General features: G+C 64.7%; 32 protein-coding genes and 1 tRNA gene. 17 read left to right on the top strand and 16 right to left on the bottom strand.

What is annotated here, in order from left to right; all coding sequences use genetic code 11:
* Positions 1-4: 4 nt before the first annotated feature.
* From FBT96_RS12315 to FBT96_RS12300, 6 genes are read right to left on the bottom strand one after another with little or no spacing between them, the layout of a single operon-like run.
* On the bottom strand, positions 5-208 hold the full coding sequence (locus FBT96_RS12315) for a hypothetical protein (RefSeq protein WP_136907055.1): 204 nt from the start codon (positions 206-208) through the stop codon (positions 5-7).
* A complete protein-coding gene (locus tag FBT96_RS12310) occupies positions 208-498 on the bottom strand; it encodes a hypothetical protein (protein ID WP_136907053.1) in 291 nt (96 codons plus the stop codon). Before FBT96_RS12310 ends, FBT96_RS12315 begins: the two co-directional genes overlap by 1 nt.
* On the bottom strand, positions 495-620 hold the full coding sequence (locus FBT96_RS21465) for a hypothetical protein (protein ID WP_283234929.1): 126 nt from the start codon (positions 618-620) through the stop codon (positions 495-497). Before FBT96_RS21465 ends, FBT96_RS12310 begins: the two co-directional genes overlap by 4 nt.
* On the bottom strand, positions 620-754 hold the full coding sequence (locus FBT96_RS21460) for a hypothetical protein (RefSeq protein WP_283234928.1): 135 nt from the start codon (positions 752-754) through the stop codon (positions 620-622). The genes FBT96_RS21465 and FBT96_RS21460 overlap by 1 nt, the downstream gene beginning before the upstream one ends.
* The gene (locus FBT96_RS12305) at positions 744-1,061 is read right to left on the bottom strand and encodes a hypothetical protein (RefSeq protein ID WP_136907051.1); all 318 of its coding nucleotides are present in this window, start codon (positions 1,059-1,061) and stop codon (positions 744-746) included. The genes FBT96_RS21460 and FBT96_RS12305 overlap by 11 nt, the downstream gene beginning before the upstream one ends.
* On the bottom strand, positions 1,058-1,351 hold the full coding sequence (locus tag FBT96_RS12300) for a helix-turn-helix domain-containing protein (protein ID WP_136907050.1): 294 nt from the start codon (positions 1,349-1,351) through the stop codon (positions 1,058-1,060). The genes FBT96_RS12305 and FBT96_RS12300 overlap by 4 nt, the downstream gene beginning before the upstream one ends.
* Positions 1,352-1,495: 144 nt before the next feature.
* Between FBT96_RS12300 and FBT96_RS12295 the strand changes: the two genes are divergently transcribed.
* Together FBT96_RS12295 and FBT96_RS12290 are read left to right on the top strand one after the other, a co-directional pair.
* Positions 1,496-2,212: an XRE family transcriptional regulator gene (locus FBT96_RS12295; protein ID WP_136907048.1), complete on the top strand. Its 717-nt coding sequence runs from the start codon at positions 1,496-1,498 to the stop codon at positions 2,210-2,212.
* Positions 2,209-2,718: a hypothetical protein gene (locus FBT96_RS12290; protein ID WP_136907045.1), complete on the top strand. Its 510-nt coding sequence runs from the start codon at positions 2,209-2,211 to the stop codon at positions 2,716-2,718. The genes FBT96_RS12295 and FBT96_RS12290 overlap by 4 nt, the downstream gene beginning before the upstream one ends.
* On the opposite strand, the gene FBT96_RS12285 is transcribed toward FBT96_RS12290, so the two are convergent.
* Positions 2,715-3,017, bottom strand: a complete 303-nt coding sequence (locus tag FBT96_RS12285) for a hypothetical protein (protein WP_136907043.1) — start codon at positions 3,015-3,017, stop codon at positions 2,715-2,717. The genes FBT96_RS12290 and FBT96_RS12285 overlap by 4 nt on opposite strands.
* Positions 3,018-3,954: 937 nt before the next feature.
* Between FBT96_RS12285 and FBT96_RS12280 the strand changes: the two genes are divergently transcribed.
* The 4 genes from FBT96_RS12280 (at position 3,955) to FBT96_RS12265 (ending at position 6,370) form a co-directional block, all read left to right on the top strand.
* Positions 3,955-4,212, top strand: coding sequence for a hypothetical protein (locus FBT96_RS12280; protein ID WP_136907041.1), 258 nt, complete (start codon positions 3,955-3,957; stop codon positions 4,210-4,212).
* Positions 4,209-4,436 carry a hypothetical protein gene (locus FBT96_RS12275; RefSeq protein ID WP_169583415.1) on the top strand — a complete coding sequence of 76 codons (228 nt, stop codon included), beginning with the start codon at positions 4,209-4,211 and terminating at the stop codon, positions 4,434-4,436. Before FBT96_RS12280 ends, FBT96_RS12275 begins: the two co-directional genes overlap by 4 nt.
* Positions 4,437-5,114: 678 nt before the next feature.
* Positions 5,115-5,894 (top strand): ATP-grasp domain-containing protein, encoded by a 780-nt coding sequence (locus FBT96_RS12270; protein WP_136907037.1) that lies wholly within the window; start codon positions 5,115-5,117, stop codon positions 5,892-5,894.
* A 17-nt stretch (positions 5,895-5,911) separates the two neighbouring features.
* A complete protein-coding gene (locus FBT96_RS12265; RefSeq protein WP_136907035.1) occupies positions 5,912-6,370 on the top strand; it encodes a hypothetical protein in 459 nt (152 codons plus the stop codon).
* Positions 6,371-6,390: 20 nt separating this feature from the next.
* Here the strand turns inward: FBT96_RS12265 and FBT96_RS20710 are convergent, their stop codons facing one another.
* The 3 genes from FBT96_RS20710 to FBT96_RS20705 all read right to left on the bottom strand — a co-directional run bounded on the left by FBT96_RS20710 (position 6,391) and on the right by FBT96_RS20705 (position 7,998).
* Positions 6,391-6,549, bottom strand: coding sequence for a hypothetical protein (locus FBT96_RS20710; RefSeq protein WP_169583413.1), 159 nt, complete (start codon positions 6,547-6,549; stop codon positions 6,391-6,393).
* Positions 6,546-7,172 carry an RNA ligase family protein gene (locus tag FBT96_RS12260; protein WP_136907032.1) on the bottom strand — a complete coding sequence of 209 codons (627 nt, stop codon included), beginning with the start codon at positions 7,170-7,172 and terminating at the stop codon, positions 6,546-6,548. The genes FBT96_RS20710 and FBT96_RS12260 overlap by 4 nt, the downstream gene beginning before the upstream one ends.
* A gap of 529 nt (positions 7,173-7,701) precedes the next feature.
* The gene (locus tag FBT96_RS20705; protein ID WP_169583411.1) at positions 7,702-7,998 is read right to left on the bottom strand and encodes a hypothetical protein; all 297 of its coding nucleotides are present in this window, start codon (positions 7,996-7,998) and stop codon (positions 7,702-7,704) included.
* Positions 7,999-8,042: 44 nt separating this feature from the next.
* On the opposite strand from FBT96_RS20705, the gene FBT96_RS12245 reads away from it, so the two are divergent.
* The 4 genes from FBT96_RS12245 to FBT96_RS12230 are packed head-to-tail and all read left to right on the top strand — an operon-like array spanning position 8,043 to position 11,781.
* On the top strand, positions 8,043-9,149 hold the full coding sequence (locus tag FBT96_RS12245; RefSeq protein WP_212635388.1) for a hypothetical protein: 1,107 nt from the start codon (positions 8,043-8,045) through the stop codon (positions 9,147-9,149).
* Entirely contained in the window at positions 9,103-9,930 is an 828-nt protein-coding gene (locus FBT96_RS12240) for a phage portal protein family protein (protein WP_136907029.1), read from the top strand. The genes FBT96_RS12245 and FBT96_RS12240 overlap by 47 nt, the downstream gene beginning before the upstream one ends.
* On the top strand, positions 9,923-11,212 hold the full coding sequence (locus FBT96_RS12235; protein ID WP_136907026.1) for a phage minor head protein: 1,290 nt from the start codon (positions 9,923-9,925) through the stop codon (positions 11,210-11,212). The genes FBT96_RS12240 and FBT96_RS12235 overlap by 8 nt, the downstream gene beginning before the upstream one ends.
* 59 nt (positions 11,213-11,271) lie before the next feature.
* The gene (locus FBT96_RS12230; RefSeq protein ID WP_136907024.1) at positions 11,272-11,781 is read left to right on the top strand and encodes a phage virion morphogenesis protein; all 510 of its coding nucleotides are present in this window, start codon (positions 11,272-11,274) and stop codon (positions 11,779-11,781) included.
* 4 nt (positions 11,782-11,785) lie between these two features.
* On the opposite strand, the gene FBT96_RS12225 is transcribed toward FBT96_RS12230, so the two are convergent.
* The 3 genes from FBT96_RS12225 to FBT96_RS12215 form a co-directional block, all read right to left on the bottom strand.
* Entirely contained in the window at positions 11,786-13,216 is a 1,431-nt protein-coding gene (locus FBT96_RS12225) for a site-specific DNA-methyltransferase (RefSeq protein ID WP_346655941.1), read from the bottom strand.
* A complete protein-coding gene (locus FBT96_RS12220) occupies positions 13,173-13,979 on the bottom strand; it encodes a site-specific integrase (RefSeq protein WP_136907020.1) in 807 nt (268 codons plus the stop codon). Before FBT96_RS12220 ends, FBT96_RS12225 begins: the two co-directional genes overlap by 44 nt.
* A 228-nt stretch (positions 13,980-14,207) precedes the next feature.
* Positions 14,208-14,297, bottom strand: a tRNA-Ser gene (locus tag FBT96_RS12215).
* Positions 14,298-14,564: 267 nt separating this feature from the next.
* On the opposite strand from FBT96_RS12215, the gene FBT96_RS12210 reads away from it, so the two are divergent.
* Genes FBT96_RS12210 through FBT96_RS12180 form a run of 7 tightly spaced genes read left to right on the top strand, consistent with a single transcriptional unit; the run spans position 14,565 to position 20,914 of the window.
* Complete coding sequence (locus FBT96_RS12210) at positions 14,565-15,452, top strand: SPOR domain-containing protein (protein WP_249306463.1); 888 nt, start codon at positions 14,565-14,567, stop codon at positions 15,450-15,452.
* A gap of 13 nt (positions 15,453-15,465) precedes the next feature.
* Positions 15,466-16,626 carry a D-alanyl-D-alanine carboxypeptidase family protein gene (locus FBT96_RS12205; RefSeq protein ID WP_136907016.1) on the top strand — a complete coding sequence of 387 codons (1,161 nt, stop codon included), beginning with the start codon at positions 15,466-15,468 and terminating at the stop codon, positions 16,624-16,626.
* Between the two features lie 4 nt (positions 16,627-16,630).
* Entirely contained in the window at positions 16,631-17,251 is a 621-nt protein-coding gene (tmk, locus tag FBT96_RS12200) for a dTMP kinase (protein ID WP_136907014.1), read from the top strand.
* Positions 17,248-18,357 carry a DNA polymerase III subunit delta' gene (locus FBT96_RS12195; protein ID WP_136907012.1) on the top strand — a complete coding sequence of 370 codons (1,110 nt, stop codon included), beginning with the start codon at positions 17,248-17,250 and terminating at the stop codon, positions 18,355-18,357. Before tmk ends, FBT96_RS12195 begins: the two co-directional genes overlap by 4 nt.
* Before the next feature lie 16 nt (positions 18,358-18,373).
* Positions 18,374-19,171 carry a TatD family hydrolase gene (locus FBT96_RS12190; protein ID WP_136907010.1) on the top strand — a complete coding sequence of 266 codons (798 nt, stop codon included), beginning with the start codon at positions 18,374-18,376 and terminating at the stop codon, positions 19,169-19,171.
* Positions 19,164-19,967, top strand: a complete 804-nt coding sequence (locus FBT96_RS12185) for an MBL fold metallo-hydrolase (RefSeq protein WP_136907008.1) — start codon at positions 19,164-19,166, stop codon at positions 19,965-19,967. The genes FBT96_RS12190 and FBT96_RS12185 overlap by 8 nt, the downstream gene beginning before the upstream one ends.
* On the top strand, positions 19,964-20,914 hold the full coding sequence (locus FBT96_RS12180) for an AEC family transporter (RefSeq protein ID WP_136907006.1): 951 nt from the start codon (positions 19,964-19,966) through the stop codon (positions 20,912-20,914). Before FBT96_RS12185 ends, FBT96_RS12180 begins: the two co-directional genes overlap by 4 nt.
* 205 nt (positions 20,915-21,119) lie before the next feature.
* Here FBT96_RS12180 and FBT96_RS12175 read toward each other — a convergent pair whose 3' ends face one another.
* From FBT96_RS12175 to FBT96_RS12165, 3 genes are all read right to left on the bottom strand, one after another.
* The gene (locus FBT96_RS12175; RefSeq protein WP_136907004.1) at positions 21,120-22,073 is read right to left on the bottom strand and encodes an ABC transporter permease; all 954 of its coding nucleotides are present in this window, start codon (positions 22,071-22,073) and stop codon (positions 21,120-21,122) included.
* 12 nt (positions 22,074-22,085) lie between these two features.
* Positions 22,086-23,351 (bottom strand): ABC transporter permease, encoded by a 1,266-nt coding sequence (locus FBT96_RS12170; RefSeq protein ID WP_136907002.1) that lies wholly within the window; start codon positions 23,349-23,351, stop codon positions 22,086-22,088.
* Positions 23,352-23,452: 101 nt separating this feature from the next.
* Entirely contained in the window at positions 23,453-24,526 is a 1,074-nt protein-coding gene (locus FBT96_RS12165; protein ID WP_136907000.1) for an ABC transporter substrate-binding protein, read from the bottom strand.
* Positions 24,527-24,620 lie beyond the last annotated feature (94 nt).

Genomic DNA, 24,620 nt, shown 5'->3' with positions numbered 1-24,620 from the left:
TTTCTCAGCACACGGCGGCTGCGCGCCGCTTCGTGCGTGCCATGCCTGCAGCCAGCTGCAGCTGCAGGCCGATGTCTTTGGTTTCCGGCTTGGCCGCCGCCTCGGCGGCGATCGCATCGACGGCGCTGATGAGCCGAAGATGCATCGCCACCAGATCGGCGACATCATGGGCATTCATCGCCACGGGGGCAGCCACGATCCCCACCATCACCGCCCCCGGCCTTTCGGCAGCTGCGGGCGCACCTCGTCGCTCAGCGCGCCGCCAGCCCCGCGGCACCGGTCGCACAGCCGATTGTGGAACCCCAGCGACAGGAATTCCTTGCCGCAACACATGCAGGCACGGCTTTGCGGCCGTTTCTTTTCGGGGATGGTCTCGAAGTGACCCTCAAGCCAAGCCTCGGCCTCCTTCCGGCTGTCAAACTTCGGGGCCTTGCCTCCGACACCGGCGACAGAAAACCCAGCCGAGGTGGTCACGATATGCGGGCGATGCTGGGTCATTGCTGCACCACCACCGCATAGATGCCCAACCCCCACAGCGCCGTTCCGATCGGCAGGGCCACGATGACGATCAGCACCGTCAGCAGCTGCAGGATGTCATCCAGACGCTTGCGGCGCGACATCACGGCGCCACCCCGGCGATGCCGCCGAGCCCCCCGGCCAGAAAGCACCCGGCCCAGATCATCAGAAGGATCGAGGCCGCGCCGATCACATCCTCGATCATCTCGACAAGCCCGAAGCGATCCTCACCGCCCATGACCGGCCTCCGTCACCAGCGCCACCGGCATCGCCACGCTCACCGGATGCGTCATCATCGACGCCACCGCCGCCCGCAGCAGCACATCTTCACTGATCGCCGCGCGGCCATCCTGCGCATGCGCTTCCGCCACCAGGAACGACTGGATCTCGCGCAGCGCCTGGGCAAGGCGCGACCGCGTCCACTGATCGGGCGGCAAACCGCCAGACAGAACGGCGATCGCCTCGCCAAGATCACCGGCCGCACGCCGAAAACCGGCCGCGGACCCGTCAAGAACGGGCATGAGTTTGGACGAAGTCGGGCTCATGCTGCGACTCCCTTGTCAGGATCGAGACCCGCTTTTTTCCTTGCGATCAGGGCTTCATTCTCGGCAGAAAGAAGCGAGGATTTCCGCATGGGATAACGAGTCGGGAAAAGCTCCGCGGGCGCCACGCCAAGAAATTCGGCGAGGACCTTCTCGGCGGGGCGGACGGGGCGGCTCCAAACGGACCGCATCTGGCTCGGGTTCATGTCGTTGAGGATGGCAAGGCCCGTCAGGGTCATGCCTTTCTCCTCAAGGGCGCACTTGATCTGGGCTTTCGTCCAGATTTTGCTCATCTGGGACCTCCTGGGGAAAGTCGATGTTGGCGCATCGGCTTTTTTCGGTTTCGTTCGTTGCAATCGTCTGCGGCCCACGCCGCCGACACAGGTAAGGGATAACAGCGCTTCTCTGTTTAGTAAACAGAGAAAGTGAACTTATAGATGGGTAGAAAACCAGTATCAAAAACAGAGTTTTCCCAGAGGCTTACGGCGGTCCGTGAGGCGTTAGGGCACGAAAGCAGGAAAGCTTTCGCAGGTGTTCTTGGGATGAACCCGGAGACATTGGGGGGCTACGAGAGGGGAGACTCCTCCCCTGACATGCAGTTCCTTGCTCGCTATAAACAGGATTTCGCTGTTAACTTGGATTGGCTCATCACCGGTGATGGAGACATGTTTCAGTCTTCAGCCGGGAGCGCCCAAGGGCTCCCGGCGCCGATCATGGACTTCAACCAACCGGATTTCGTCAGATTGCCCGTTTACAACGATGTGCATGCCTCGGCCGGGCCGGGCATGGTGCCCGCCTCAGAACAGGCCGACGGCGTCGTGGCATTTACCCGCCGCTTCCTTGCAAACCAGGGCGCAAGGCCGGATCACTGCTCGGTCATCTGGGCGCGCGGAACCTCGATGAAGCCGACGATCCCGGACGGCGCGCTCCTCGTCGTCGATCACAGCCAGCGCGAGGTCGAACACGGCTGCATCTACGTCTTCAACGTCTCAGACCGGCTCCTGGTCAAACGCGCCCGCTGGCGCCTCGACGGGCGCCTCGAACTCGTCTCGGACAATGCCGACGAGGGCTATCCGGTCGAGACCTTCGGCGCCGAATCCGTCGATCAACTGCGCGTCGTCGGCCGGGTTGTGTACTTTGGGAGGACACCGTGAGCGAGCAGAGCAGCTACTTTGCCGACATCATTGGCTTCGGCGAAAGCGTCGATATCATGCCCTTGGTCCGAGAGGCTTTGGCTAAGTGCGAGTTAAGGCACGATTTTTCGGCGCAGGAAGTCGCTGAACTTGTCGAGGTGGCAGCACGTGGAAAACGCATCCCTGCAGCAACGCTGGATCGCATCGAGGGGCAGATGCTTTGGGTGCTGACGCGCTATGTGATCTTTCGGGTGCAGTCCGAGTATCGCATCGCGCAGATTCGCGAGGTAATGTCGGATGGCATTCGCACGCATGTCACGCTCCAGAGCTTGGGGCCAGATCCGCTTTGCGATGGCGCCCTGAAGCTGTTCGGGCGATGGTTGGGCGCCGACGAGTTACTGCCATTCCCTTTGGATGGCTGCAAGTGCGATAGGTGCGGGTGCTACTATCGCACCTTTTCGCGACGTGAGGCCTTGCGCGAGCACCCAGATTGGCCGAATGCCCGTTCTTTATTGCAATCGTTCTAACGTTGCTCGCAGATCGACAAAATCGATTTTGCGTCATCAATCGTCTGGACAATTTCAGTGTTTTGGTAGGCGGTCAACTTGTCGACAAATCCCAGCAGCTCGTCTCTTCGCGACTGCGGAACGTCAAACCACAAGCTTACCGCAATCCTCAGATTGTTGACCTGAAGCGCCTGCTCTACCGTTGCGTCTACAGAGCTCTTCGCCATTTTTCCGGCAGTAGTGCAGAGCGCCCTGCCGTCCTGTCCATGCACCAGCGTCGGCGCCAACGCCAGGAGTGCCGCACCCGCTAAGTATCTCATGATCGCACCATTGATTGGACATATGCCAGACGACGGTAACCTTCAGGCATAACTATCGCAATCGGCATGAACGATCGTCAGGATCTGCCGCGGAAGCCCTCATCCTGACGGCTTTCAGAGCAAAACACGGTTCCCACTTGCCACCGGTTCCTCAAATGCATCTTCAGAAGTCTTTTATTATTATAAACCAACGCCTTGCGTTCCGCTTTCAGCGTTTTTTTGGAAGTGGGAACCGATTTCCCACTTCGTCTCATTGCTGCGACTGTCCGATCATGCATCTTGGCGCTGCCACGTCAGCTTTCACCTTCCGAACGTCTTTATTTGTCAAAGTGATAGCTGTTGCTCGCTGGTGATGCCTTCGCGTCCGACATTCGACAGGATTTGCTGGTCTAATGTCGATTTTTCCCGCCACTTTCGACACCAACTTGCAATCGTCTGCACCGCCTCGGTGCACCCTGAAACGCGATATGCATCAACGTTTTCAGTGTGTTCCCTGTCACGCCGCGGGGTCCTCGCTCCTGTCCGGAAGGTAGTCCCCCCCTACACGTCTGCGGCTTTGCCTCGCATGCCCATATGAGCGCGCAGTTTCGTTCCAGACTGGGTTTCGCGCCAAGCGATCTGCGATGAGCGCGGGATTGCCCCCCCGCAGACTCTGCCCTCACCCCCCGTTTCTGCAGCCTCGGTCACCAGCGGTGCCCGGGTGGCGATGGCGCGTTTGCGGCGGCGACGCCGACGCACCGAAAGCGTCGTCAGGAAAACAGTCCCCCGGACTGTTTTCCGGTTCTCCTCCATCCTCCGATACCCGAACCTTCGACCGATCTGCCCCGATCACGGAACACGCCCGCCGCGCGCTCATCGTAAGCGGTGCATATACCCCATGTTCCAATGAATAAGGGGTTTGCGATGACCTCCCTCTCTCTGGTCGAAAGAGGTCGAGATGTTGGACGAGGGTGAGGGCGGCGATGGGGCGGTCTGGGGTTGCCCGGTGATCACCGCCGCCAACGGGCGTCGGATCTGGCCCGATGCGCTCAAGGCGATGGCGGTGAAGAAGATCGAGGCCGGCAGCAAGATCGTTACCGTGGCGAAGGACACCGGCGCCAATGAGTCGCTGGTCGCAAAAGGAGCGCACGCCAAGCTGCCCGAGCTGCCGCCCCGGGGCGGCCGCAGGGCAACGCTCCGCAGTTCGTCGAGGTGAGGACGCCCTCGGAACCGGTGCGCCCGACGCGACCGAAAGGCGCCGCTGACGCGGCAGCCTGTCAGATCAGGATCGGCGACGCCGAGATATCGCTGCGCGGTGATTTTCCGACCGAGCAGCTGGCCGAGATCCTGCGTCGGGTCGAGGGCCTCGCAATGAGCTACCACACCCCGAGCGACCGCATCCACCTCGCCACCGGGCCGATCGCGCGCCATCGGGCTTGAATCCATGGCGCCCAAGGCGCGCTCCGCAAGGGCATGGACGGGCTGGTGGCGCCTGTCGCGAGCCAGGTCCAGCTTGACCCGTTCGAGGGCGCGATCCCTCGCCATGGGTCTTGAACCCGTGGCGAACCATGGCTCGATGTTCCGCTCGCGGCGCGGCCCGCAAGCTGAAGATGATCGTCTGGGATGATCGATCACGATCCCCATCTATTCCCGGATGGCCCCCGGGGCCGGAAACGACTGAGGGGCTGACCAACTCCGTCGGACTTGCTCACCGTGCCCCCGCATGACCGGTTCGTGCCAAAGCGCCCGGGCTGGGCCGCGCCCCCGCTGCAGCGGCATTGGTGCGCTCCCAGCCCGTTGCGAAGGCGCCAGGATGGGCGCCGCGCCATGCCTGAACGGGTGCTTCGAACAAAGGCACGTCGAGGCGCGGCCGATGCGGTCGGCGCCCAGCGGCCTGTCACGGGCGCCGAACTCGGGCGGTGCAGCAGCGCCAGACCGAACAGTCGCGAGACTTCTTGCGGCAAGGGCGGTTCAGCCGTCTGCGGGCGCCCGAACGGGTTTGTGCCATGCCGCCGGAGACCGGTTGCGGTCCTGGACGAAGGGATCGTGACGCTGCGGGCTGCGGATGCTACGGAAGGGCCTTGCGCGTTGCCTTTGTGGGGCGGAGGCCCGAACCCGATGCAGTGGATCCTGCAGCCCTTCGAAGACATGGAGAAACTGGCCCACGCGCTTGACCGGTTGGGGATCGCCTATTCCTGGCACAAGGTCGTCCCTTTCGTCGGCGATCTGATCCCCGAACCCGAGGTGCGCGACCCGAAGGCGGTGGTGCTGTTCGGCGCCTATACGCTCTGGCGGTATGCCCGGGCCAAGGGGCTCTCTCCGGGCGTCTTCACGATCCGCCCCTTCGTCGAAGAAGCCCCTTGGGGCGCGTATCTGCTCAATGGGCCGGGCGCCAAATTCTGCACCTTGCGCGAGATCGCGGAAGGTTTGGCAGACGACGGGCGGCTCTGGTTCCTCCGCCCTGTCGCGGATGGCAAGGAACAGGCGGGCAAGGTCCGCCCCGCGTCCGAGATCCTCGAGATTGCCCGCAAAGTGATGACGCTCGACCCCGAGGAGATCCCGCAGGGGTCGCTGCGCCCTGAAACGCGGATGATGCTGACGCAACCGGCGCGCATCCTGAAAGAATGGCGGATCTGGATCGTGCGGGATGAGGTCGTCACCGCCTCGCTTTACAAGGAAGGCGCGCGGGTGACCTATCGGCCCGAAATCGACGCGGATGCCCTTGCCTTTGCGCAGGATCTTGCCCGTCTCAATCCCGGCTACGCGCCCGCCTATGTGATGGATATCTGCCGCACCGAAAGCGGCTTGAAACTGCTGGAGACCAATTGCATCAATGCGGCCGGGTTCTATGCCGCCGATCTGATGAAGCTGGCGGCGGCGATCGACGCGCTTGGCTGAGCCGCCCGGGGGGCAAGATGGGCTTTGTCTTTCGACATCTGCTGATGTTCTTCCTGCCGATCACGCTTGCGATTGGCCTCGACCTTGCCACCGCCCCGCTGCGGAGAGAGCTCTATCGGCAATCGGGCGTGTTTCTGCACGACCTGTTTTCCAACGACCCGGACCTTGTTCGGACCACGCTGGAGAACGTGGGCCAGGGCGGCATCAGCCTGTCGGAGGGGCTCGACTGGGGCTTGCGCGCGGCTGTGGTGATCGGGTTCACGGGATTTTCGCTGCTGATCCCGAAATCGGCCTCGCAACAGAGCGCCGTCAATTTTCTGACCACGCTCTGCGTCGGGTTCGGCTTTGCGAAACTCAATGGCGGTTTTGCCGCGTTGGACTGGGGTGAATTGGGTCTTTGCCTGATCACCGGGCTGGGTCTTGCGATCGTGGGTCTGAGCCGACGGCTGACATCGCTGGCCAGACCCGTCAGCTGAGCGCAAGCGGGAAGCGGGCCTCACAGCTGGATATGGATGTGATCGTCATGCCGGGCGGCGGCGCAGCCCTGAAAGCGGATCTTGGACGTGCCCGCGCCGAACTTCGCCGCCAGATGCGGTGCAAGGAAAATCTTGCCGATCCGCGGATCGTGCGACAAAAGCCCGAGCGCAAGGCTCATGCGCCCTTCAGCCCGTTCGGCACAAGGGCCGCGTGCATCCAGTGCGTCTCGCTTTGCACATGGCCCGCGCGGACATATTTGCCCATCCGGCGCGGCATCTCGGCCTCCGGGAAGGCCGCGGCCACGCGCGCGACGAAGCCCTCCTGCCGGTCGGGGTCAAGCCCCGCCGCGATGGTTTCAAAGAGCCCAGGGCGCCAAGGCCCGCGCCAGAGCACCGGCACCGGCGTGATGCCCAGTTCCTCGAACCGCAAGAGCGTCAGATCCCAGGGCTGCACCTCGTCGCCCAATATCCAGGCAAAGCCCAAAAACCACGCGGGCAGCGCGTCGTAGCCCACCGAATGGCGCGCATAGAGGTTCTCGCCGACGATCCGCTCGCCCCCGGCCAGCTGCGGCGTGATACCCGCGGCAAAGGCCTTGAGCCAATCGCGCGAGGGGTGGTTGCGGCTGTCGGGGCTGCGCGCGTGGCAGCCGCCGCGGTGCAGCGTCGTGTTCTCGCCGTCCATCTTTTCGGTGATCACCAGATCGTCGCAGATCAACCCCTCTAGCGAGGTCATGATCTTGTCGTCGCTGCTGGCACCGGGCGAGATCGGCAAATGAAAGGTGCGGGGATATTTCTTGGTCATGCGGCCAGACTACCCGGATGCGGCAAGGGCGGAAAGAGGCGTCAGACCGGCGCGAGTGTGGAAAGGAAGCCGGGTTCCGGCGTGCAAAGCCACAGGCGGCGCAGGGGCGGCGGATGCGGCCGCCGCACCAGAGCCCGACCGCCGCGGGCAGGATGAGAAGCACCAAGCGGTGGAACACCACGAAGGCCGCCATCGCCGGGAAGATCAGGAAGAGATGCGGGATCAGGCGGCGCAGCTCCGCGTCGGACAGTTTGCCGAAGGGCCGGTAAAGGCGCGGAAATCCGCCCAAGAGCTGGAGGGACAGGATCAGGACCATCATCCCGAACATCAGGGCCGTGAGGAACATTGTGCAACGTCCTACCGGCTGTGGTCCTTGTTCCCTTTCATGCCCCGCGCCAAGGTGCAATGCGGCCGATGCGATCGCGGATGGGCTTGCGCCCGACCCTGCGCAGGGTCGAACCGCCGGGACGTTTCACAGGCCAATTTGCGGCGGAACCCTGCGATGACACCTTACGCCGCATGCCTGCTGTCAACGCTTTTCGACCCCTGCGGCGGGGGGTCTTTCCTGATCGGCTTGGCCCTGGGTGTCGGATTGGCAAGACGCGGCAGATGGACCCTTGCGCTTGTCGCGGTTCTTTCCGGGGCCGTCATCGGGGCGGTGTTTGCGGCGTTTCATCACAATCTCAACTGCGTGGAACTGCATCCCGGTTAGGGGCAAGCCCGGCTTCGGTCGCTTTGCACGCAGGTCCGTTCGTGCAGCCAACGGCAGCGCGCGGTTTGGAAACTGCTTGTCGCGCAGGCAAGATCGGGTGATCCTCGTGTCCATCAGAACGCCCTGTGCGGCACGTGATTTCAAAAGGTCTTTTTACGATGTCCCCCGCGCCCCTGTTCTGGATCGCCGTCCTCGGCCTGCTGTCGGGCCTGCTCGGCCTCTCTGTGTCGGGTTGGCGCCATGCAAAGCCGGTGCAACAGATCGTGCTTGGCAGCACAGGCCTTCTGGGCGTGTTGCTGACCCTGACGTTCTTCCTTGCACCGCTTGGCCTGCCGATGGCAGCCTGTGCGCCGGTCACCTATGTCGCCTGTCGTCTCGTCGCGGGGCTGGCCTCGCTTCCCACGCGGCTTGTGGCGGCACTGGTTGCCTTTGGCCTGATCACCGCCCCCTTCGCCGACCGGATCGGCTTCGAGATCCGCAGCGCAAGCGCGCGCGTGGCCCATGCGCGGGGCTGGGCGGAGCTTGCGCGCGCGCCGCTCGCGGCGCAGATCGGCACGCTTCGGCTGCAACTGCCCTTTACCCCCCAGATCCGCGTGAAGACATCTTGCCCGCGCGGCGCCGCTGCCGCGCCCGGGGTCTGCGTGATCACCGCGCTCGACGCCCGGCCGCAGGCCCATGATCTGCTGCAGGGCGGTCCGCCCCCGGCCGCGCCGGGACAACCGGCGATGCTTGAGTGGATCACACTCGAGGCCACGGACCCGGCGGGACGATTCGGGGTTGTCCCGGTTTCGTCGCTTGAGACAGCTCCGCCTGAAAGCAGGGCGCACTGGTGCGCGCGCCTCCCCGAGGCCGCCGCAAGCCCATGGTGCGCCGCGCCGCTTTCGCGCAGCGTGACCCTGCGCCCGGTGCCCCATGAACCAGACATCGAAGAGATCCTGCTGCGCGACCATCTCCCCCTCGAGGGGATCACCCTGCCGCCCGATGCCACCGGCACCCCGGCGCGGTTCACCTGTTCCGCCACGCGCGACGCGGCACGGCGCAACGACCCGGAGCGGATCCGTTTCCGCCTGTGCCGGCTGAGCTACCACCCCCTCGCGGGGCTTGAGGCCGTCGCGGAATTCGACGGGATCGCCGATGCAGACCTGGCAACGGCAGCGCAGAGGCTGATCGTGGAGTTGCAGCCTTTTATCGCCGCGATGAAGGCTCATCCCCGACACGATGTCGATCGACTTCGTCGAAACGAAATCCGTCGGCGCTTCAATTAACCTTTACGAAAAGTGCATCGCCCACCTCGATCAGCAGATCTCGAAGGCGGTACTGGGCCAGACCGCGACCACCGACGCCATTGCGGGCGGGCATGCGGTCGGCCAGGAACACCGGCTTGTCCAGGAGGACATCGAGACCGCCGACGCGATGGCTCTGGCGGCGATCCTCAACCGCGACCTTATCCGACCGTGGATCCAGCTCGAATATGGGCCGCAGAAACGCTACCCTCGCCTGAAGATCGCCCGCCCGAAGGCCGAGGATCTGAAGCTGATCGCCGACTCGCTCGATGTGCTCGTGCGCAACGGCGTCGAGATCGAGGAGGCCGAGGCCCGGGCGCGGTTCGGATGGGCGCAGCCGAAACCCGGCGCGCGCATCCTGCGGCCGGTTTCCGGCGGCAACCAGCCGTCAACCACCGACCCGACCGACCCCACGGGGCGCAAAGGGGTCATTGAAGCGATCTCCGGGAAAATTAAAGGGGGTGCGGGGCGGTCTGGGGGTGACGTGGCCCTGCAGCAAGAAGGGGCCTCCACGGGCGAAATTTCGGGGGGTGACCAGATCGGTGCCTTGGCCGAGCGTCTGGGGGTCGAAGCGCAGCCGGTCGTCGTGGCGATGATCGAGCGGATCGAGGCCATGCTGACCGCCGCCAGCACGATCGAGGAATTCCGGGCGATGCTCGAAGAAGGCTTCGGCCAGGCCGAAACGCAGCGCCTGGCAAACCGTCTCGCGGCCGCGATGCTTGCGGCCGAATTCGCCGGGCGCGAGGACGCGCTCGATGGCTGACGATCCGCTCGCGCTCCTGTTGCGCCGCCCCTTCGACGAACAGGTGGCGGCGTTCAGGCTGCGCCTGCGCAACCTTGTGGGTACCACGCGATGGGACGATATCTCGGGTCCGGCGCATGATCGAGCGGGCATGGTGGCGGGCGCGATCAAGCAGGATCTGATTGCCGACATCCTGGGCGCCGTCGATCGCTCGCTGACCGAGGGCACCGGGCTGGAGGTGTTCCGGCGCGATTTCCGAGCGATCGTCGAAAAGCACGGCTGGCACGGCTGGACCGGCGAAGGCACTGCCAAGGGCGAGGCCTGGCGCACCAAGGTGATCTGGAAGACGAACATCTCGACCTCCTACGCCGCGGGCCGCTGGGCCCAGCTGAAGGCTAAGGGCTTCAGTTTCCTCGTCTATCGGCACAGCAATGCCGAGCATCCGCGCCTGCAGCACTTGGCGTGGGATGGCCTGATCTTGCCGATCGACCACCCGTTCTGGCAAAGCCACTTCCCGCCCAACGGCTGGGGCTGCGGCTGTTCTGTGCGCGGCGCAATGTCCATCGCGATGGCGATCCGTCTCGGTGGCGATCCGGCGAAGAAGCTGCCGACGGACTGGGCGATGCCGGATCCGCGCACCGGCGCCCCGAAGGGCATCGACCGCGGCTGGGATCACGCGCCTGGCGCCACCATTGCCAACACCATCACGGCGCTGGCCGAAAAAGCCGGGAAATGGCCGACCAGCCTGGCGACGAACTTCATGCACGAGGTTCCGGCCGCGACCCGAGATGCCATCGCCACCGGCTATCGCGATGCGCCGTCGACAGCCGACACCATCCGACGCTGGGTCGAGCGTGTTCAGGGCGAGCGCGGCGGGGCGCCGATCTCGCCCGATGTCCTGGTCGAGCCGCAGCGCACGCTCGGGCTGGTTACGACCCACGATGCCACGCGCATCGAGGGGGCTCTGGGGCAACTGCTCAAGCCTGCTCTCTATGACTATCTAGTAGAGGAGAGCGCCGTTCGGCATGCGATCGCCGAGCACGGCACCCCCGAGCTGGAGCGGACCCGGGGGCAGCGCGCCGTGACGGCCTATGATTTCGGCCGCCTCGGCGCTCTCTTGAACGCGCCCGACAGCCTTGAACCGGCCGACCAGAAACCCGGGCGCGGGCCTCGGATCCTTCTGACGAAACGCTTCGGCGAAGAAACCCTCGTCGCGGTCTTCGAGCTGCTGGCCGGACGCCGCAGGCTTTCTCTCGTCACGATGTGGGTGAAGACTGGCGCGTCCCCGACCTTTACGCCCTGAGCGCACCCACGGCCAATCCGCAGCGGTCGATGTCCCGCGCCAGCCAAAGAAGTATAGCAGTGATTTCCGTTGAAGTGAACGACAAGCAGATCACCGCCACGCTGGCCGGGATCGAGGGCAAGCTTGCCAACCAGGGCGATCTCATGGCGCAGATCGCCGAGCTGCTGCTCGACAGTACCGTCGAACGGTTTCAGACGGGCACAGCGCCCGACGGCACGCCCTGGGCGCCAAAGAGCTCGACCACAATCGCCGCCTACGAGGCGCGCAAGGAGCCGGTGTCCCTCAAACCGCTGATCGGGCCGACGAAGAGCCTGAGCTCGATCACCAACTTCGCCACCGCCTCGGGCGATGACTGGGCCCGGATCAGCTCGCGCGCCATCCAGTCGGCCGTGATGCAATTCGGCGCCGAGCAAGGCGCATTCGGGGCCTTCATGGGCATCGACAAGCGCGGGCGGCGCCATTTCCATTCGATCCCCTGGGGAGACATCCCGGCCCGGCCGTTCCTCGGCATCTCCGCCGATGACGAGGAGGCCGTGATCGCGGCGATCAAGGATTGGGTGGCGCTTTGACTCGTCAACCAGCTTTTGAAATTGGTTCAGGCATGATCCTCGTTTCCGAAAACAGCGGCAATTGCTTTGCGCTGGTCGCTTGACTGGTGATCGAGAATAGGAATTGCCGCTGTCGCGCCAACTCTCGCGGGTCGAGGTAAAGCGATTTCTGTCCAAGCTTCTTACGCCCCGCCGCCGCCGCGCTGACGACGTCATATAGGAACGGAACTCGGATACCATTTCCGGAAAAAATGTCCTCCACCGAGAGGATTTGCAAGGCGGGGTAGTCACCGAAGTCCATGGTAATGACACCAGCCGAACGCGCCTCATCAAGCATTCCCTTTGTAGGACGCTCCGCACAGATGAACACGGCAATAGCATTGGGGCCATCAGTAAACTTTCGCTCTCGATGAAGCGTTCCAGCCAAGTCCCGGATCATCCCTGGGTTCAAGTGCTTGCCAGCCTTCACGGAGATGATTCCGCGGCTGTTGGTGTCGTTTTTCCCTGTCAGGAAATAGAAGGAGCCGTCGACGCCGCCGTCCGAACGATACTTCCCGGAATGCATACCGCCAATTATGTTTACTGCCCACTCCTCGAACTTGAATGGGTCGTTCTCCGCCAACCAACGTGCACCGCTCTCACTCGTCGGGATACCGAAGACATCATAGCTGATCCCGGGGAAGGAGTTCTTGAGGCGGTCTTCAACCACGCGCATCGCTTGAAACGCCACATCAATGCCGATCCAGTGGCGTCCCATCGCTTCCGCAGCATGGATCGAAGTTCCGCAACCGCAAAAAGGATCGAGGATGACATCTCCTTCCGAAGACGCGCACGCCAGAATTCTTTGCAGCAAAGATATGGGTTTTTGAGTTGGGTATCCAAGAGATTCGCGTGCACTACCTTGAAGTGGTCGAATATCTGTCCACACGTCACCCAGCATCGGACCAGGCGCATCTGAGAGGTAGAGTTTACGCCTGATCCGCTGATCATGGCGTTCGGGAAACATCAATAGTCCGTCCGCGTCAAGCCGTTGCATTTCTTCGAACCAGACACGCCAGCCTTTTGCTGGGGGCTCGTAGTTCTTGTACTTGTAGATCAGGTTGGGCCTGAGGCTTGGACTATCTAGGGGAGCGGAGTGGTAAGCGCCCCGGCCATCGCCATCATCCTTGTTGAAGCGCGAAGCATATTCCTCGTCCGTTTCCATGAAGACCGGATGGAAATCATATCCATCTCCATTGCCATACATCAATATGACGTCATGGTTGCGACCGAACCTTCGCCTACTGTCGCCCTTCGCCTGAGACCTCTGCCAGATGATCTCATTCACAAAGCACTGTGGGCAGAAGATAATGTCGAGAACCATTTTTAGGTAATGGGACGCAGTTGGATCGCAGTGCAAAAATATGCAGCCATCACGCTTGAGAACCCGTTTCATTTCCGCGAGCCGAGCGGTCATCATCGTTAGATACGCAAGCTTGTCGTTCTCGCCGAGAACTTTTCGAAGTGCCTGCATGTTTCCTGAAGGTTTTTCGACGTGGACCGCGGCGCTGCGGTGGCCGCCGGATGGTGGCGGTCCACGTCGAAAAACCTTCAGGAAAGCGGAACTTTCCTTCGGTCGTCATGGCGCGCAGGGCAGCCCAGAGAGCGGCACCGACCAAGGGAACCGATCTCGCAGAGAGTCCCGTCTTCAGGCCGCGAACCTCGGTCACGCGAAGCCTGACATGGGGGACCGGATCGTTCAGCCGAACGTCCTCTTTCATGATCTGCTGCAATTCGGCCAAGCGGGTCATCGTGTCCGAGAGCATCGCAATCAGCCACCGCCGTTCGTCGTCCTTTTCGCGGCAAGCAGCCTGAATCGCCATCAACTCTTCGATTGTGAAGGTGTCTCGGGGCTTGCGTGGCCCCTCGTCACGGTTGGGAATCGTCAGCTTTTCGAAGGGATTGACCTTGCTCATCTCGAACTCAAGCAGACCTGTTTGGATCACGGGGCGCACCTGAGCCAAGTAGCGCTTCCCCGTTTCAGCACTGAGCCCCCTTTTGATCAGCCTCTGCACGAATTCGTTGGCATGGTCGCGGCTGAGATGGTCGAGGGGAATGTCCCCGGTGATCTCAAGAAGATGGCCCCAAGCCCGCTCGAACTGGGCCACGGCCACCTTGCCCTTTGGCCCCTTGCCAAGATCGAAATGCTTCGCCCTGGCATCGCTCAGCAGCTTCGGCACAGATGGGCTGTTTCACGTAAACGCGTCTGCTGCAAATTCGGGTGTCACGCACTGCAAAAATTCGTGGCGCGCTACAAACCAGTACGCCAGCGCCGATTCGACGTTCAAACCAAGTCGCATCTGCAGATCGCCTGTGTGGAAAACATGTGTGGAAAACATGTGTGGGAACGCCAAGGCGGATCGGCCTATGCCTTTGATTCTTAATGATTATATTGAAACACTAGGAATTGGCGGAAGCGGTGGGATTCGAACCCACGGAGGGGTCTCCCCCTCGCTGGTTTTCAAGACCAGAGCCTTAAACCACTCGGCCACACTTCCTTCGCCCCTGCCCTAACCGCTCTCACGCGATTCTGAAAGCATCCGGCCGATGAAATCCGCAGCCGCCGCCCGCACGCGCTTTTCTTGCCGCGACGAACCCGCTACAGTCGGTGCGAAACGCCGGGGCGGCGGCGCCTGACCCCGGTTTGGGACGGTCCCGCCAAGGGGCTGCGGCAACAACGGCCGAGGCCGGACGACGGGCCGAGACGGCCTGCGGTCGGGACTGGCGGAACGAACGGGCAGGGGCAGACGGGCATGACAGGATCGATGCGGTGGGTCTTGGCGCTGGGAGCGGCGCTGACGATGGCAGGATGCCAATTGACGGGGGACGGCGCCGACCCGGCCGAAGCCCCGAAAGACGGCGCGACACCCGCCGCCACCTCGGCCCGCATCGTCGAGCGCGATGTCGAAGCCCCCGAGGTGTTTTCCGCCAATGATGCGGGGCTTTGGGACGGGCGTCCCTCGCTTGGCGGGGTCTGGGTTGCGCATCCGACGGTGAAAGACCCCGAACGGGTGATCATCCGCAACCCGGCCAATGGCAAGTTCGTCATCGGCGCGCTGTTCCGCCGCGAGCGCGAAAACCCGGGGCCGAAGCTGCAGGTCTCCTCGGATGCCGCCGCGGCGCTGGACATGCTGGCGGGGGCGCCGACGAAGCTCTCGGTCGTGGCGCTGCGTCGCGAGGAACAGGCCGATCCGGCCGCCACCGCCGCCCCGGTCAAGGACGCCCTGCCCCCGGCCGAGGATATCGCCGCGACGCCGCTGGCCAGCGCGCCGCCGCGACCGGGCGCGAAACCCGCGGCCACGCCGCCGAAGGGCGCGGGCAAACCGGGTGCCGAGATCGCCGCCGCGGCAGGCGCTGCCATCGCCGCGACCGCGCCCGCGCCGCAAAAACCCGCCGCAACCCCGGCCAAGCCCGCCGCGGCGGGCAAGGGCTTCGTGCAGATCGGCATCTTCTCGCAGGAGGCGAATGCCAAACGCGCCGCCGACCAGCTGAAGAAATCGGGCATCGCCAGCACGATCCGCACCGAGACCGCCAAGGGCAAGACCTTCTGGCGCGTGGTCGCCGGAACGACCGGATCGGCCGCCGACAAGGCCGCGCTGCTTGCCAAGATCAAGGGCCTCGGCTTCCCCGACGCCTATGCCGTCTCAAGATAAGGACGCAACCGCCATGTCGCCCCTTCGACTGCTTGCCCTTGCCGCGCTTGCGGCGCTGACCGCCCTGCCCGCCGCGGCCTTCGACACCCGCGCCCGCACCGCCTGGGTCTATGATCTGACGACACAGACGGTGCTTTTGGAGAAGGACGCCGGTATCGCGGTGCCGCCCGCCTCGATGTCGAAGCTGATGACGCTGAACATGCTGTTCGAGGCGCTGTCCGAGGGGCGGGTGACGCTGGACACCACCTTTGCCGTCTCGACCAAGGCCAAGCAGATGGGCGGCTCGACGATGTTCCTCAACGAGATGGACCGGCCGAGCGTGCGCGAGCTGATGCAGGGCGTGGTGATCAATTCGGGCAATGACGCCTGCGTCGTCGTGGCCGAGGGGCTGGCGGGCTCGGAAGGCGCCTTTGCCGCGGCGATGACCGAACGGGCGAAGATGCTGGGCATGACGCGCTCGACCTTTGCCAATGCTTCGGGCTGGCCGCATCCCGATCAGCGCATGTCGATGCATGATCTGGGCATTCTGGCGGTGCGGCTGATCACGCAATTCCCGCAATATTACCCGCTGTTTTCGGAAACCCAGTTCAACTACAAGAACCGCGCCCCGGCCAATGCCCACAACCGCAACCCGCTGTTGAAGATCGCCGCCGCCGACTGGCATGCCGACGGGCTGAAGACCGGCCACACCGAAGAGGCGGGCTATGGCCTTGTCGGCTCGGCGGTGATGGGCGATCGGCGCATCGTCTTCGTGATCTCGGGGCTGGCGTCGGAGGCCGACCGGGCGTCCGAAGCCGAAGCGGTGGCGAACTGGGCGTTTCGGCAATTCGTGATGAAGACGGTGGCGCAAAAGGGCACGCGGCTGGCCGAGGCGCCGGTCTGGCTGGGCACCGACGACCGCGTCGGGCTGGTCCCTGCGGCCGATGTCGCGATGCTGATCCCGGCGGGCGCGGCCGAGGGGGTGAAGGCCGAGGCGGTCTTTGACGGCCCGGTCACCGCGCCGGTGACGGCGGGGACCGAGCTTGGGCGGCTGGAAATCACCGTGCCGGGGCTGGGCCTGCGCACGGTGCCGCTGGTGGCGGAAGCCGACGTGGCCGAGGGCGGTTTCTTCGTCCGCTTCGCCGCGGCGGCCAGCCGGTTGTTGACGCAGACCCGCCAGATGGTGGCCGGCTGAGCCGATGTTCATCACCTTCGAGGGCATCGACGGCTCGGGCAAATCCACCCAGGCGCGGCTTTTGGCCGAGGCGCTGACCGGGCTTGGCCGCGATGTCCTTTGCACACGCGAGCCGGGCGGCAGCCCGGGGGCCGAGGAAATCCGCGCCCTCGTGCTGCAGGGCGATCCCGACCGGTGGTCGGCGAAGACCGAGATCCTGCTCTTTACCGCGGCGCGGCGCGACCATCTGGAACGCACGATCACCCCGGCGCTGGCTGCGGGCAAGGTGGTCATTTGCGACCGTTTCGCCGACAGCACGCGGATGTATCAGGGGCTGTCGCGCGGCGATCTGCGCGGGCTCGTCGATGATCTGCACCGGCTGATGATCGGGCGCGAGCCGGACCTGACCTTCCTGATCGACATCGATCCCGAAGTGGGCCTTGCCCGCGCCAAGGGGCGGCGCGGCCATGAGGAACGTTTCGAGGATATGGGGCTGGCGATGCAGGCCCGGATGCGCGACGGTTTTCTGACCCTTGCGCAGGAATTTTCCAGCCGTTTCAAGGTGATCGAAGGCGATCATGCGCCCGGTGCCGTCGCCGCCGAGGTTCTGGCCCTTACCCTTGCCGCGCTTCGGGCCCGCGCATGAGCCGCGACGAGCTTCCCGATCCGACCCAGGTCGAGGGCGCCCCCCATCCGCGCCAGACCCTGCATCTTTACGGCCAGGACAAGGCCGAGGCGGATTTCCTGAGCGCTTTCACCTCGCATCGGCTGCATCACGCCTGGATGATGACCGGCCCGCGCGGCGTCGGCAAGGCGACGCTGGCCTGGCGCCTTGCGCGGTTCTTGCTGAGCCAGCCGCTCGACGATGGCGGCGGGCTCTTCGGCGCCCCCGAGCCGGCGCGCAGTCTGGAGTCTGACCCCGATCACCCGGTCTGCCGCCGGATTCTGGCGGGGGCAGAGCCGCGGCTGTTCCACCTCAAACGTGGGCCGAATGACAAGGAAACCGCGCTCTCCGAAGACATCCGCGTGGTCGAGGTGCGCAAGCTGACCTCGTTCCTGCATCTGTCTGCGGCGGACGGCGGGCGGCGCGTGGTGATCGTGGATGCGGCCGACGAACTCGCCACGGCCGGGGCGAATGCGCTGTTGAAACTGCTCGAAGAGCCGCCGCCCTTGGTCACCTTCCTTCTGGTCACGCATCAACCGGCGCGGCTTTTGCCCACCATCCGCTCGCGCTGCCGCGAATTGCGGCTGGCGGCACTTGCCCCCGAGGATCTGGCGCAGGCCTTGGCGGGGGCCGGTGCGGAAACCGAAGACACCCTCGCCCTCTCGGCCCTTGCCGGCGGCTCGGTCGGCGAGGCGATCCGGCTGATCAATCTCGACGGGCTCGACGCCTATCGCGCGCTCGTCGGGCTGATGAGTGGCCTGCCGCGGATCGACCGGCAAAAGGCCTGGGCCCTGGCCGAGGGGATGACCGGGCGTGGCAACGAGGCGCGGTTTGATCTGATGCTCGGCCTGATGGACCTGTTTCTGGCCCGCCTTGCCCGTGCGGGCCTGACCGGGGCGCCGCAACCCGAGGCCGCCCCGGGCGAGGCGGCGTTGCTCACCCGGCTCTGCCCCGATGGCGCGGCGGCGCAGAAATGGGCCGGGCTGCATCAGGATCTGGGCGCGCGGGCGCGGCATGGCAAGGCGGTCAACCTTGACCCGGCGACGCTGGTCATGGATATGGTTCTTGCCATCAACGCCGCGCCCTAGGCGGCAGGAGAGTCCCTTGACCGCGCCGCTTCCGCTTCTTGTCGACAGCCATTGTCACCTCGATTTCCCCGACTTTGCCGAGGAACTGCCCGAGGTCGTCGCCCGCGCCCGTGCCGCCGGGGTGACGCGGATGGTGACGATCTGTACCCGCCTGCGCAGCGTGCCGCAGGTGCGCGCGATTGCCGAGGCGCATGAGGGCGTGTTCTGGGCCGCGGGCACCCATCCGATGAGCGCCGCCGAGGAACCCCTCGCCACGCTCGAGGAGCTGGTCGCGCTTGCCGCGCATCCGAAATTTGTGGGGATCGGCGAGACCGGGCTCGACTATCACTACACCGCCGAAAGCGCTGAAATTCAAAAGGTTTCGCTGCGGCTGCATATCGAGGCGGCGCAGGAAACCGGCCTGCCGCTGATCATCCATTCCCGCGCCGCCGATGACGACATGGCCGCGATCCTGACCGAGGCGATGGCGCGCCAGCCTTTTGGCTGCGTGATGCATTGCTTTTCCTCCGGGCCGGAGCTGGCGCGGGTGACGCTCGAACTCGGCTGCTATCTTTCCATGTCCGGCGTCGCCACCTTCCCGAAATCGCAAGAGATCCGCGACATCTTCAAGACCGCGCCCTTGGACCGGATCCTCTTGGAAACCGACGCGCCCTATCTTGCCCCGCCGCCCTTCCGGGGCCGCCGCAACGAGCCCGCCTATACCGCCCATACCGCGAGGATCGGCGCCGAGGTCTTCGGGCTGAGCCTGCCCGATTTCGCCGCCGCCACGACCGCGAATTTCGACCGTCTTTTCGCAAAGGCCCGCCATGGCTGACCGGCTGCGCTTCACCATCCTTGGCTGCGGCTCCTCGGGCGGCGTGCCGCGCATCGGCGGCCATTGGGGCGAATGCGATCCGGCGAACCCGAAAAACCGCCGCACCCGCTGCTCGATGCTGATCGAGCGGATCGGTGCCGCGGGCATCACCCGCGTCCTCATCGACACCTCGCCCGACCTGCGCGAGCAACTGCTGCGCGCCGAGGTGGCGACGCTGGATGCCGTGGCCTTCACCCATCCGCATGCCGATCACATGCACGGGCTCGATGACATCCGGCAGATCACCTTCAACATGCATGCGCGGCTGCCGGTCTGGGCCGATGCACCGACGACCGAGGCGCTGATCAACCGCTTCGGCTATGCGTTCGTGCAGCCCGCGGGCAGCGATTATCCGCCGATTTGCGATCTGCAGACGATCGACGGCCCCTTCAGCGTGACGGGGGCGGGCGGGCCGGTGCGGCTGACCCCCTTCCGCGTCGCGCATGGCAATATCCCGGCGCTGGGCTTTCGCATCGGCGGGCTGGCTTATCTGCCCGATGTCTCGGCCATCCCCGAGGCGGCCTGGCCGGTGCTGCAGGGCCTCGACATCTGGGTACTCGATGCGCTGCGCCGCAAGCCGCATCCGAGCCACGCGCATCTGGCGCTGTCGCTCGACTGGATCGCCCGGGCGGCGCCAAGGGAAGCGGTGCTGACCAACATGCATATCGACCTTGATCATTCGGATGTGGAGCGCGAGACCCCCGCCCATGTCCGCGCCGCCTATGACGGGATGGTGCTGGACCTTCCCGCCGCATGAGCACGCTGATCGACGTCATCCTGCCGGTCTTTCTGGTGATCGGCTTTGGCTATGTGGTTGCGTGGAAAGGGCTTTTCAACGCCGCCGCGGTCGAGGGGCTGATGCGCTTCGCACAGAATTTCGCCGTGCCGGTGCTGTTGGCGCGCTCGATCGCGACGCTCGATCTCTCCGCCAGCTACGACCCCGGGCCGATGATCTCGTTCTACACGGGCGCGCTGGCCTGCTTTGCGATCGGCAGCCTTGCGGCGCGGCTCTGGCTGGGCCGCACCGGCCCCGATGCGGTGGCGATCGGCTTTGCGGCGATGTTTTCGAATTCGCTGCTTCTGGGCGTGCCGATCACCGAACGCGCCTATGGCCCCGACGCGCTGGCGGGCAATTTCGCGATCATCTCGTTTCACTCGCCCTTCTTCTACACGGTGGGCATCGTGGCGATGGAATGGGTGCGCAGCCACGGCACCGGCGCGGGGCTCTCGCGCGTGGGGTGGAACGCGCTGACGGGCATCCTGCGCACGCCGCTGGTGATCGGGATCCTTTGCGGCTTCGCGCTGCAGGCCTTTTCGGCGCTGAGCGGTCAGCCGGTGCCCGGGCCCCTGATGGCGGCGATGGACATGATCGCCAAGGCCGCGCTGCCCGCGGCGCTCTTCGGTCTGGGCGGGGTGCTGCTGCGCTACCGCCCCGAGGGCGACGGCCGCGCCATCGCCATGGTCACGGGGCTTTCGCTGATCGTTCATCCGGGCATCGCCTACAGCCTCGCGCATTTCGTCTTCGACGTGCCGACGGCGGGCCTGCGCTCGGCGGTGCTGACGGCGGCGATGGCGCCGGGCGTCAACGCCTATCTGTTCGCCAACCTTTACGGCACGGCGCAGCGGGTGGCGGCCTCAAGCGTGCTGATTGCCACCGCGCTCTCGATCCTGTCGATCTGGGTCTGGCTCGCGATCCTGCCGTAAGCCGCCGCAAACCAAGGGGGGGGCGCTGCCCCCCGTCCCTGCGGGACTCCCCCCGGGATATTTGCACCAAGGTGAAAGGGGAGGCGCGGCCCCTTGCCCTTCTGGTTTCACCTTGGCGCAAATATCCTCGGGGGGTGAATTTTGCGCAGCAAAAGAGGGGGGCAGACAGCCCCCCTTTTCTGCGGTTCGGATCTGGCAGGCCGTGTCAGGCCGGGCTCACGCCGCGCAGCCGTTCCGAGCGGCGGCGCAGCAGTTCCACCACCGTCAGAAGCGCCACCGAGATGATCACCAGCAGCGTCGCCACCGCCAGGATCGCCGGGCTGATCTGTTCGCGGATGCCGTTCCACATCTGCCGCGGGATCGTCTGCTGATCGTTCGCCGCGATGAAGAGCACCGCCACCACCTCGTCGAACGAGGTGACGAAGGCGAAAAGCCCGCCCGAAACCACGCCCGGCATGATCAGCGGCATCTGCACCCGAAAGAAGGCCGTGCGCGGATTGGCGCCCAGCGAGGCCGCCGCCCGCACCAGCGACTGATCGAAGCCCGAGAGCGTCGCCGTCACCGTGATGATCACGAAGGGAATGCCCAGCGCCGCATGGGCGAGGATGATGCCCGGATAGGTGCCCGCCAGACGGCCCCATTCGAACCGGCCCTGCGCATCGATCCCCGGCACCCATTGCCCGGAGTAGAAGAAGAACATGCCGGTGGCCGAGATGATTATCGGCACGATCATCGGCGAGATCAGGACGGCGGTGATCTGCTTGCGCCAGGGCATTTCGGGCCGCGTCAGGCCCAGCGCCGCGATGGTGCCAAGCCCGGCCGAGATCAGCGTGGCGAACACCCCGATGATCACCGAATGTTTCGTCACCTGCACCCAGGTCGCATTCTGCCAGAAATCCCACCAGAAGGCCATGTCGCGCGGCGCCTCGGGGTTCTGCATCCCGAAGGTGATCAGGCTGTCATACCAGCGCAGCGAATAGCCCGCGGGGTCGAGCGTCATCATCTTCTCGGTGAAGGTGAAATAGGGCTCGGCGTTGAACGACAGCGGGATCACGATGATGATCGGCGCGATCAGGAACAGAAGGATCAGCGCGCAAAGCACCAGATAGGTGTAGTGCCACAGCTTTTCGAGCGGGCTTGCGTAGACGGGAAGGGCCATGGGTGCGTCCTCTCAGCCGAGCTTCATCTTGTCGATGCCGACGATGCGGTCGTAGATCCAGAAGAAGATCAGCACGACGATCAGCAGCTGCGCGGCCAAGGCGGCGGCCAGCGACCAGTTCAGCGATTTCTGCATGTGGAAGGCGATCAGGTTCGAGATCATCTGACCGTCCGCCCCGCCGACCAGCGCCGGGGTGATGTAATAGCCCATCGCCAGGATGAAGACCAAAAGCCCCCCTGCCCCCACGCCCGGCAGCGTCTGCGGCAGATAGACCCGGCGGAAGGCGGTCCACGAGGTCGCCCCCAGCGACCGGGCGGCGCGGACATAGCTGGGCGGGATCGTCTTCATCACCGAATAAAGCGGCAGGATGGTGAAGGGCAACAGGATATGGGTCATCGCGATGATCGTCCCCATCTCGTTGTAGATCATCTGGATGCGGCCCTTGTCATCGATCACGCCCAGCCAGACCAGCAGATCGTTCAGCACGCCCTGTTGCTGCAACAGCACCATCCAGGCGGTCGTGCGCACCAGAAGCGAGGTCCAGAACGGCAAGAGCACGAAGATCATCAACAGCATCGCCTTGCGCATCGGCAGGGTGGCCAGCAGATGGGCGATCGGAAAGCCGATCAAAAGGCAGATCGCGGTGATTTCCAAAGACAGCGTCAGCGTGCGCAGCATCAGCTTCTTGTAGACCGCCTGCCCCTCGGGGACCGCGACGATCGCGCCCGCCTCGTCGCGCTTGAGATCGTTCGCGGCCAGATAGAAATCCATCGTGAAGGGCGAGGCGGCCGAGCGCATCGCGCGCCAGACATTCGGATCGGCCCATTTCTTGTCCAGCTTGAGGAAGGCCTCCTTGTAGGGCGGCTTCATCTTGTCGGCGCCGCGCGCCCCCGCGGTGAAGAGCGAGCGCGTCCCGGCGACGTCGTAATTGATCCGGGTGCCCGCGACGCCCGCGGTCTTGGTGCGCTTCATCTCGACCAGATCGGCCTGCAGCGCGGCATAGGCGGTCTCGTCGATGGCGCTGCCGGGCGGATGGGCGTCGAACCAGGCGCTCAGCGCGGGGACATTGGCGGAAAAGCCGTCATTGTAGACGGATTTGAACAGCATCTGTCCGATCGGCACGATGAAGCTGATCAGGATGAACAGAAAGAGCGGCGCAACGAGCAGGAAGGCACGGCGGCGGCGCACGGCCAGGGATTCGGCCAGCGCCGCCTTGAGCGGGCGGCCGTCGGCGGTGGTCAGAGGCGCATGGGAAAGGTCAGCGGTTGCGTCGGTCATTCGGTTCCCCGGTCATGGAACGATGCCCCGCCGCAGCGGACTGCGGTCGGCGGCAGGACAGGACGGGGTTGCCCCCGTCCTGAAACACTGAGATCAGGCGATCAGCCGGCGAGCCAGGCGTTGAACTTTTCGTTCAGCTCGGTGTCGTGGTCGGCCCAGAAGGTCGGGTCGGTCCAGATCGGCGCCTTCATGTTTTCCGGGCTGGTCGGCATGTAGGGCGCCATTTCGGTCTTGCCGTCCTGGTAAAGCCCGACGAGCGCGTTCGAGGATTTCCGCGCCGGACCGTAGGAGATCCATTTCGCCTGATCGGCCAGACGCTGGGTGTCGGTCGAGAAGGCGAGGAATTTCTTCGCATCTTCCAGGTTCGGCGCGCCCTTCGGGATCACCCAGAGGTCGTAATCCATGTAGGAGCCGTCCCAGACCGTGCCGAAGGGCTTGCCCTCGGCGACTTCGGCGGCGAAGAAGCGGCCGTTGTAGCCGTTCGTCATCACCACTTCGCCATCGGCCAGAAGTTGCGGCGGCTGCGCCCCGGCTTCCCACCAGACGATGTCCTTCTTGATCGTGTCGAGCTTCGCCAGAGCGCGTTTCACGCCCTCGTCGGTGCCCAGCACTTCATAGATCTGGTCGGGGGCGACGCCATCGGCGTAAAGCGCCAGTTCCAGCGTGCGCTTGGCCGCTTTCAGCATGCCGCGCTTGCCCGGGTATTTCGTGGTGTCGAAGAAATCCGCCACCGTCGTCGGCATGACATCGCCGACCTTGGTCTTGTCATAGGCGATGACGGTCGCCCAGACGATGCTGGCCACGGCGCAATCCTGGATCGCGCCCGGCACGAAGTCCTCGGTGGCCGGGGTGCCATCGGGGGCGGCGGGCAGCGTCGCCGGGTCGATCGGCTCGAGCAGGCCCTCGTCGCACATCTTGATCGCATCCGACAGTTCGACATCGGCCAGATCGATGGTGACGTTGCCGGCTTCGGCCTGCGCCTTCAGCGGCGTCGCCGGGTTGTCGGCGTCGATCGAGTTGATCTTGACGCCGGTCATCGCGGTGAAGGGCTTGTGATAGGCCTCGACCTGCGAAACCGTGTAGGCGCCGCCCCAGGAGACGACGTTGAGTTCCCCCGCCTGCGCGGCGGCGGAAACGCCGGCCAGCGCGGTGGTCACGATCAGAAGTTTCTTCATGAGGTTACTCCCTTGTTGGTTGCTCTGTTGGTGGTTCCGCCTGCGGATGTTTCCCCGCTTTGCGGTGATGCGGCGGGGCCGCCGCATCGAAATC

It is taken from the genome of Rhodobacter capsulatus, from assembly GCF_005144475.1.
GTDB lineage: Bacteria > Pseudomonadota > Alphaproteobacteria > Rhodobacterales > Rhodobacteraceae > Rhodobacter > Rhodobacter capsulatus_C.
Note: the sequence above shows the minus strand (reverse complement) of the source record. Positions and strands in the feature narration are given on the sequence as shown.

Coding starts and splice junctions, on each gene's coding strand:
- FBT96_RS12315 (WP_136907055.1), bottom strand. CDS start 208: ATGGTGGGGATCGTGGCTGCCCCCGTGGCGATGAATGCCCATGATGTC.
- FBT96_RS12165 (WP_136907000.1), bottom strand. CDS start 24,526: ATGAAGAAACTTCTGATCGTGACCACCGCGCTGGCCGGCGTTTCCGCC.
- FBT96_RS12305 (WP_136907051.1), bottom strand. CDS start 1,061: ATGAGCCCGACTTCGTCCAAACTCATGCCCGTTCTTGACGGGTCCGCG.
- FBT96_RS21460 (WP_283234928.1), bottom strand. CDS start 754: ATGGGCGGTGAGGATCGCTTCGGGCTTGTCGAGATGATCGAGGATGTG.
- FBT96_RS20705 (WP_169583411.1), bottom strand. CDS start 7,998: ATGGACACGAGGATCACCCGATCTTGCCTGCGCGACAAGCAGTTTCCA.
- FBT96_RS12285 (WP_136907043.1), bottom strand. CDS start 3,017: ATGAGATACTTAGCGGGTGCGGCACTCCTGGCGTTGGCGCCGACGCTG.
- FBT96_RS12205 (WP_136907016.1), top strand. CDS start 15,466: ATGTCGCCCCTTCGACTGCTTGCCCTTGCCGCGCTTGCGGCGCTGACC.
- FBT96_RS12300 (WP_136907050.1), bottom strand. CDS start 1,351: ATGAGCAAAATCTGGACGAAAGCCCAGATCAAGTGCGCCCTTGAGGAG.
- FBT96_RS12270 (WP_136907037.1), top strand. CDS start 5,115: ATGCAGTGGATCCTGCAGCCCTTCGAAGACATGGAGAAACTGGCCCAC.
- FBT96_RS12240 (WP_136907029.1), top strand. CDS start 9,103: ATGTCGATCGACTTCGTCGAAACGAAATCCGTCGGCGCTTCAATTAAC.
- FBT96_RS12185 (WP_136907008.1), top strand. CDS start 19,164: ATGGCTGACCGGCTGCGCTTCACCATCCTTGGCTGCGGCTCCTCGGGC.
- FBT96_RS12260 (WP_136907032.1), bottom strand. CDS start 7,172: ATGACCAAGAAATATCCCCGCACCTTTCATTTGCCGATCTCGCCCGGT.
- FBT96_RS12235 (WP_136907026.1), top strand. CDS start 9,923: ATGGCTGACGATCCGCTCGCGCTCCTGTTGCGCCGCCCCTTCGACGAA.
- FBT96_RS12170 (WP_136907002.1), bottom strand. CDS start 23,351: ATGACCGACGCAACCGCTGACCTTTCCCATGCGCCTCTGACCACCGCC.
- tmk (WP_136907014.1), top strand. CDS start 16,631: ATGTTCATCACCTTCGAGGGCATCGACGGCTCGGGCAAATCCACCCAG.
- FBT96_RS12210 (WP_249306463.1), top strand. CDS start 14,565: ATGCGGTGGGTCTTGGCGCTGGGAGCGGCGCTGACGATGGCAGGATGC.
- FBT96_RS12195 (WP_136907012.1), top strand. CDS start 17,248: ATGAGCCGCGACGAGCTTCCCGATCCGACCCAGGTCGAGGGCGCCCCC.
- FBT96_RS12180 (WP_136907006.1), top strand. CDS start 19,964: ATGAGCACGCTGATCGACGTCATCCTGCCGGTCTTTCTGGTGATCGGC.
- FBT96_RS12245 (WP_212635388.1), top strand. CDS start 8,043: ATGTCCCCCGCGCCCCTGTTCTGGATCGCCGTCCTCGGCCTGCTGTCG.
- FBT96_RS20710 (WP_169583413.1), bottom strand. CDS start 6,549: ATGAGCCTTGCGCTCGGGCTTTTGTCGCACGATCCGCGGATCGGCAAG.
- FBT96_RS12175 (WP_136907004.1), bottom strand. CDS start 22,073: ATGGCCCTTCCCGTCTACGCAAGCCCGCTCGAAAAGCTGTGGCACTAC.
- FBT96_RS12225 (WP_346655941.1), bottom strand. CDS start 13,216: ATGACCGCTCGGCTCGCGGAAATGAAACGGGTTCTCAAGCGTGATGGC.
- FBT96_RS12295 (WP_136907048.1), top strand. CDS start 1,496: ATGGGTAGAAAACCAGTATCAAAAACAGAGTTTTCCCAGAGGCTTACG.
- FBT96_RS12265 (WP_136907035.1), top strand. CDS start 5,912: ATGGGCTTTGTCTTTCGACATCTGCTGATGTTCTTCCTGCCGATCACG.
- FBT96_RS12280 (WP_136907041.1), top strand. CDS start 3,955: ATGTTGGACGAGGGTGAGGGCGGCGATGGGGCGGTCTGGGGTTGCCCG.
- FBT96_RS21465 (WP_283234929.1), bottom strand. CDS start 620: ATGTCGCGCCGCAAGCGTCTGGATGACATCCTGCAGCTGCTGACGGTG.
- FBT96_RS12310 (WP_136907053.1), bottom strand. CDS start 498: ATGACCCAGCATCGCCCGCATATCGTGACCACCTCGGCTGGGTTTTCT.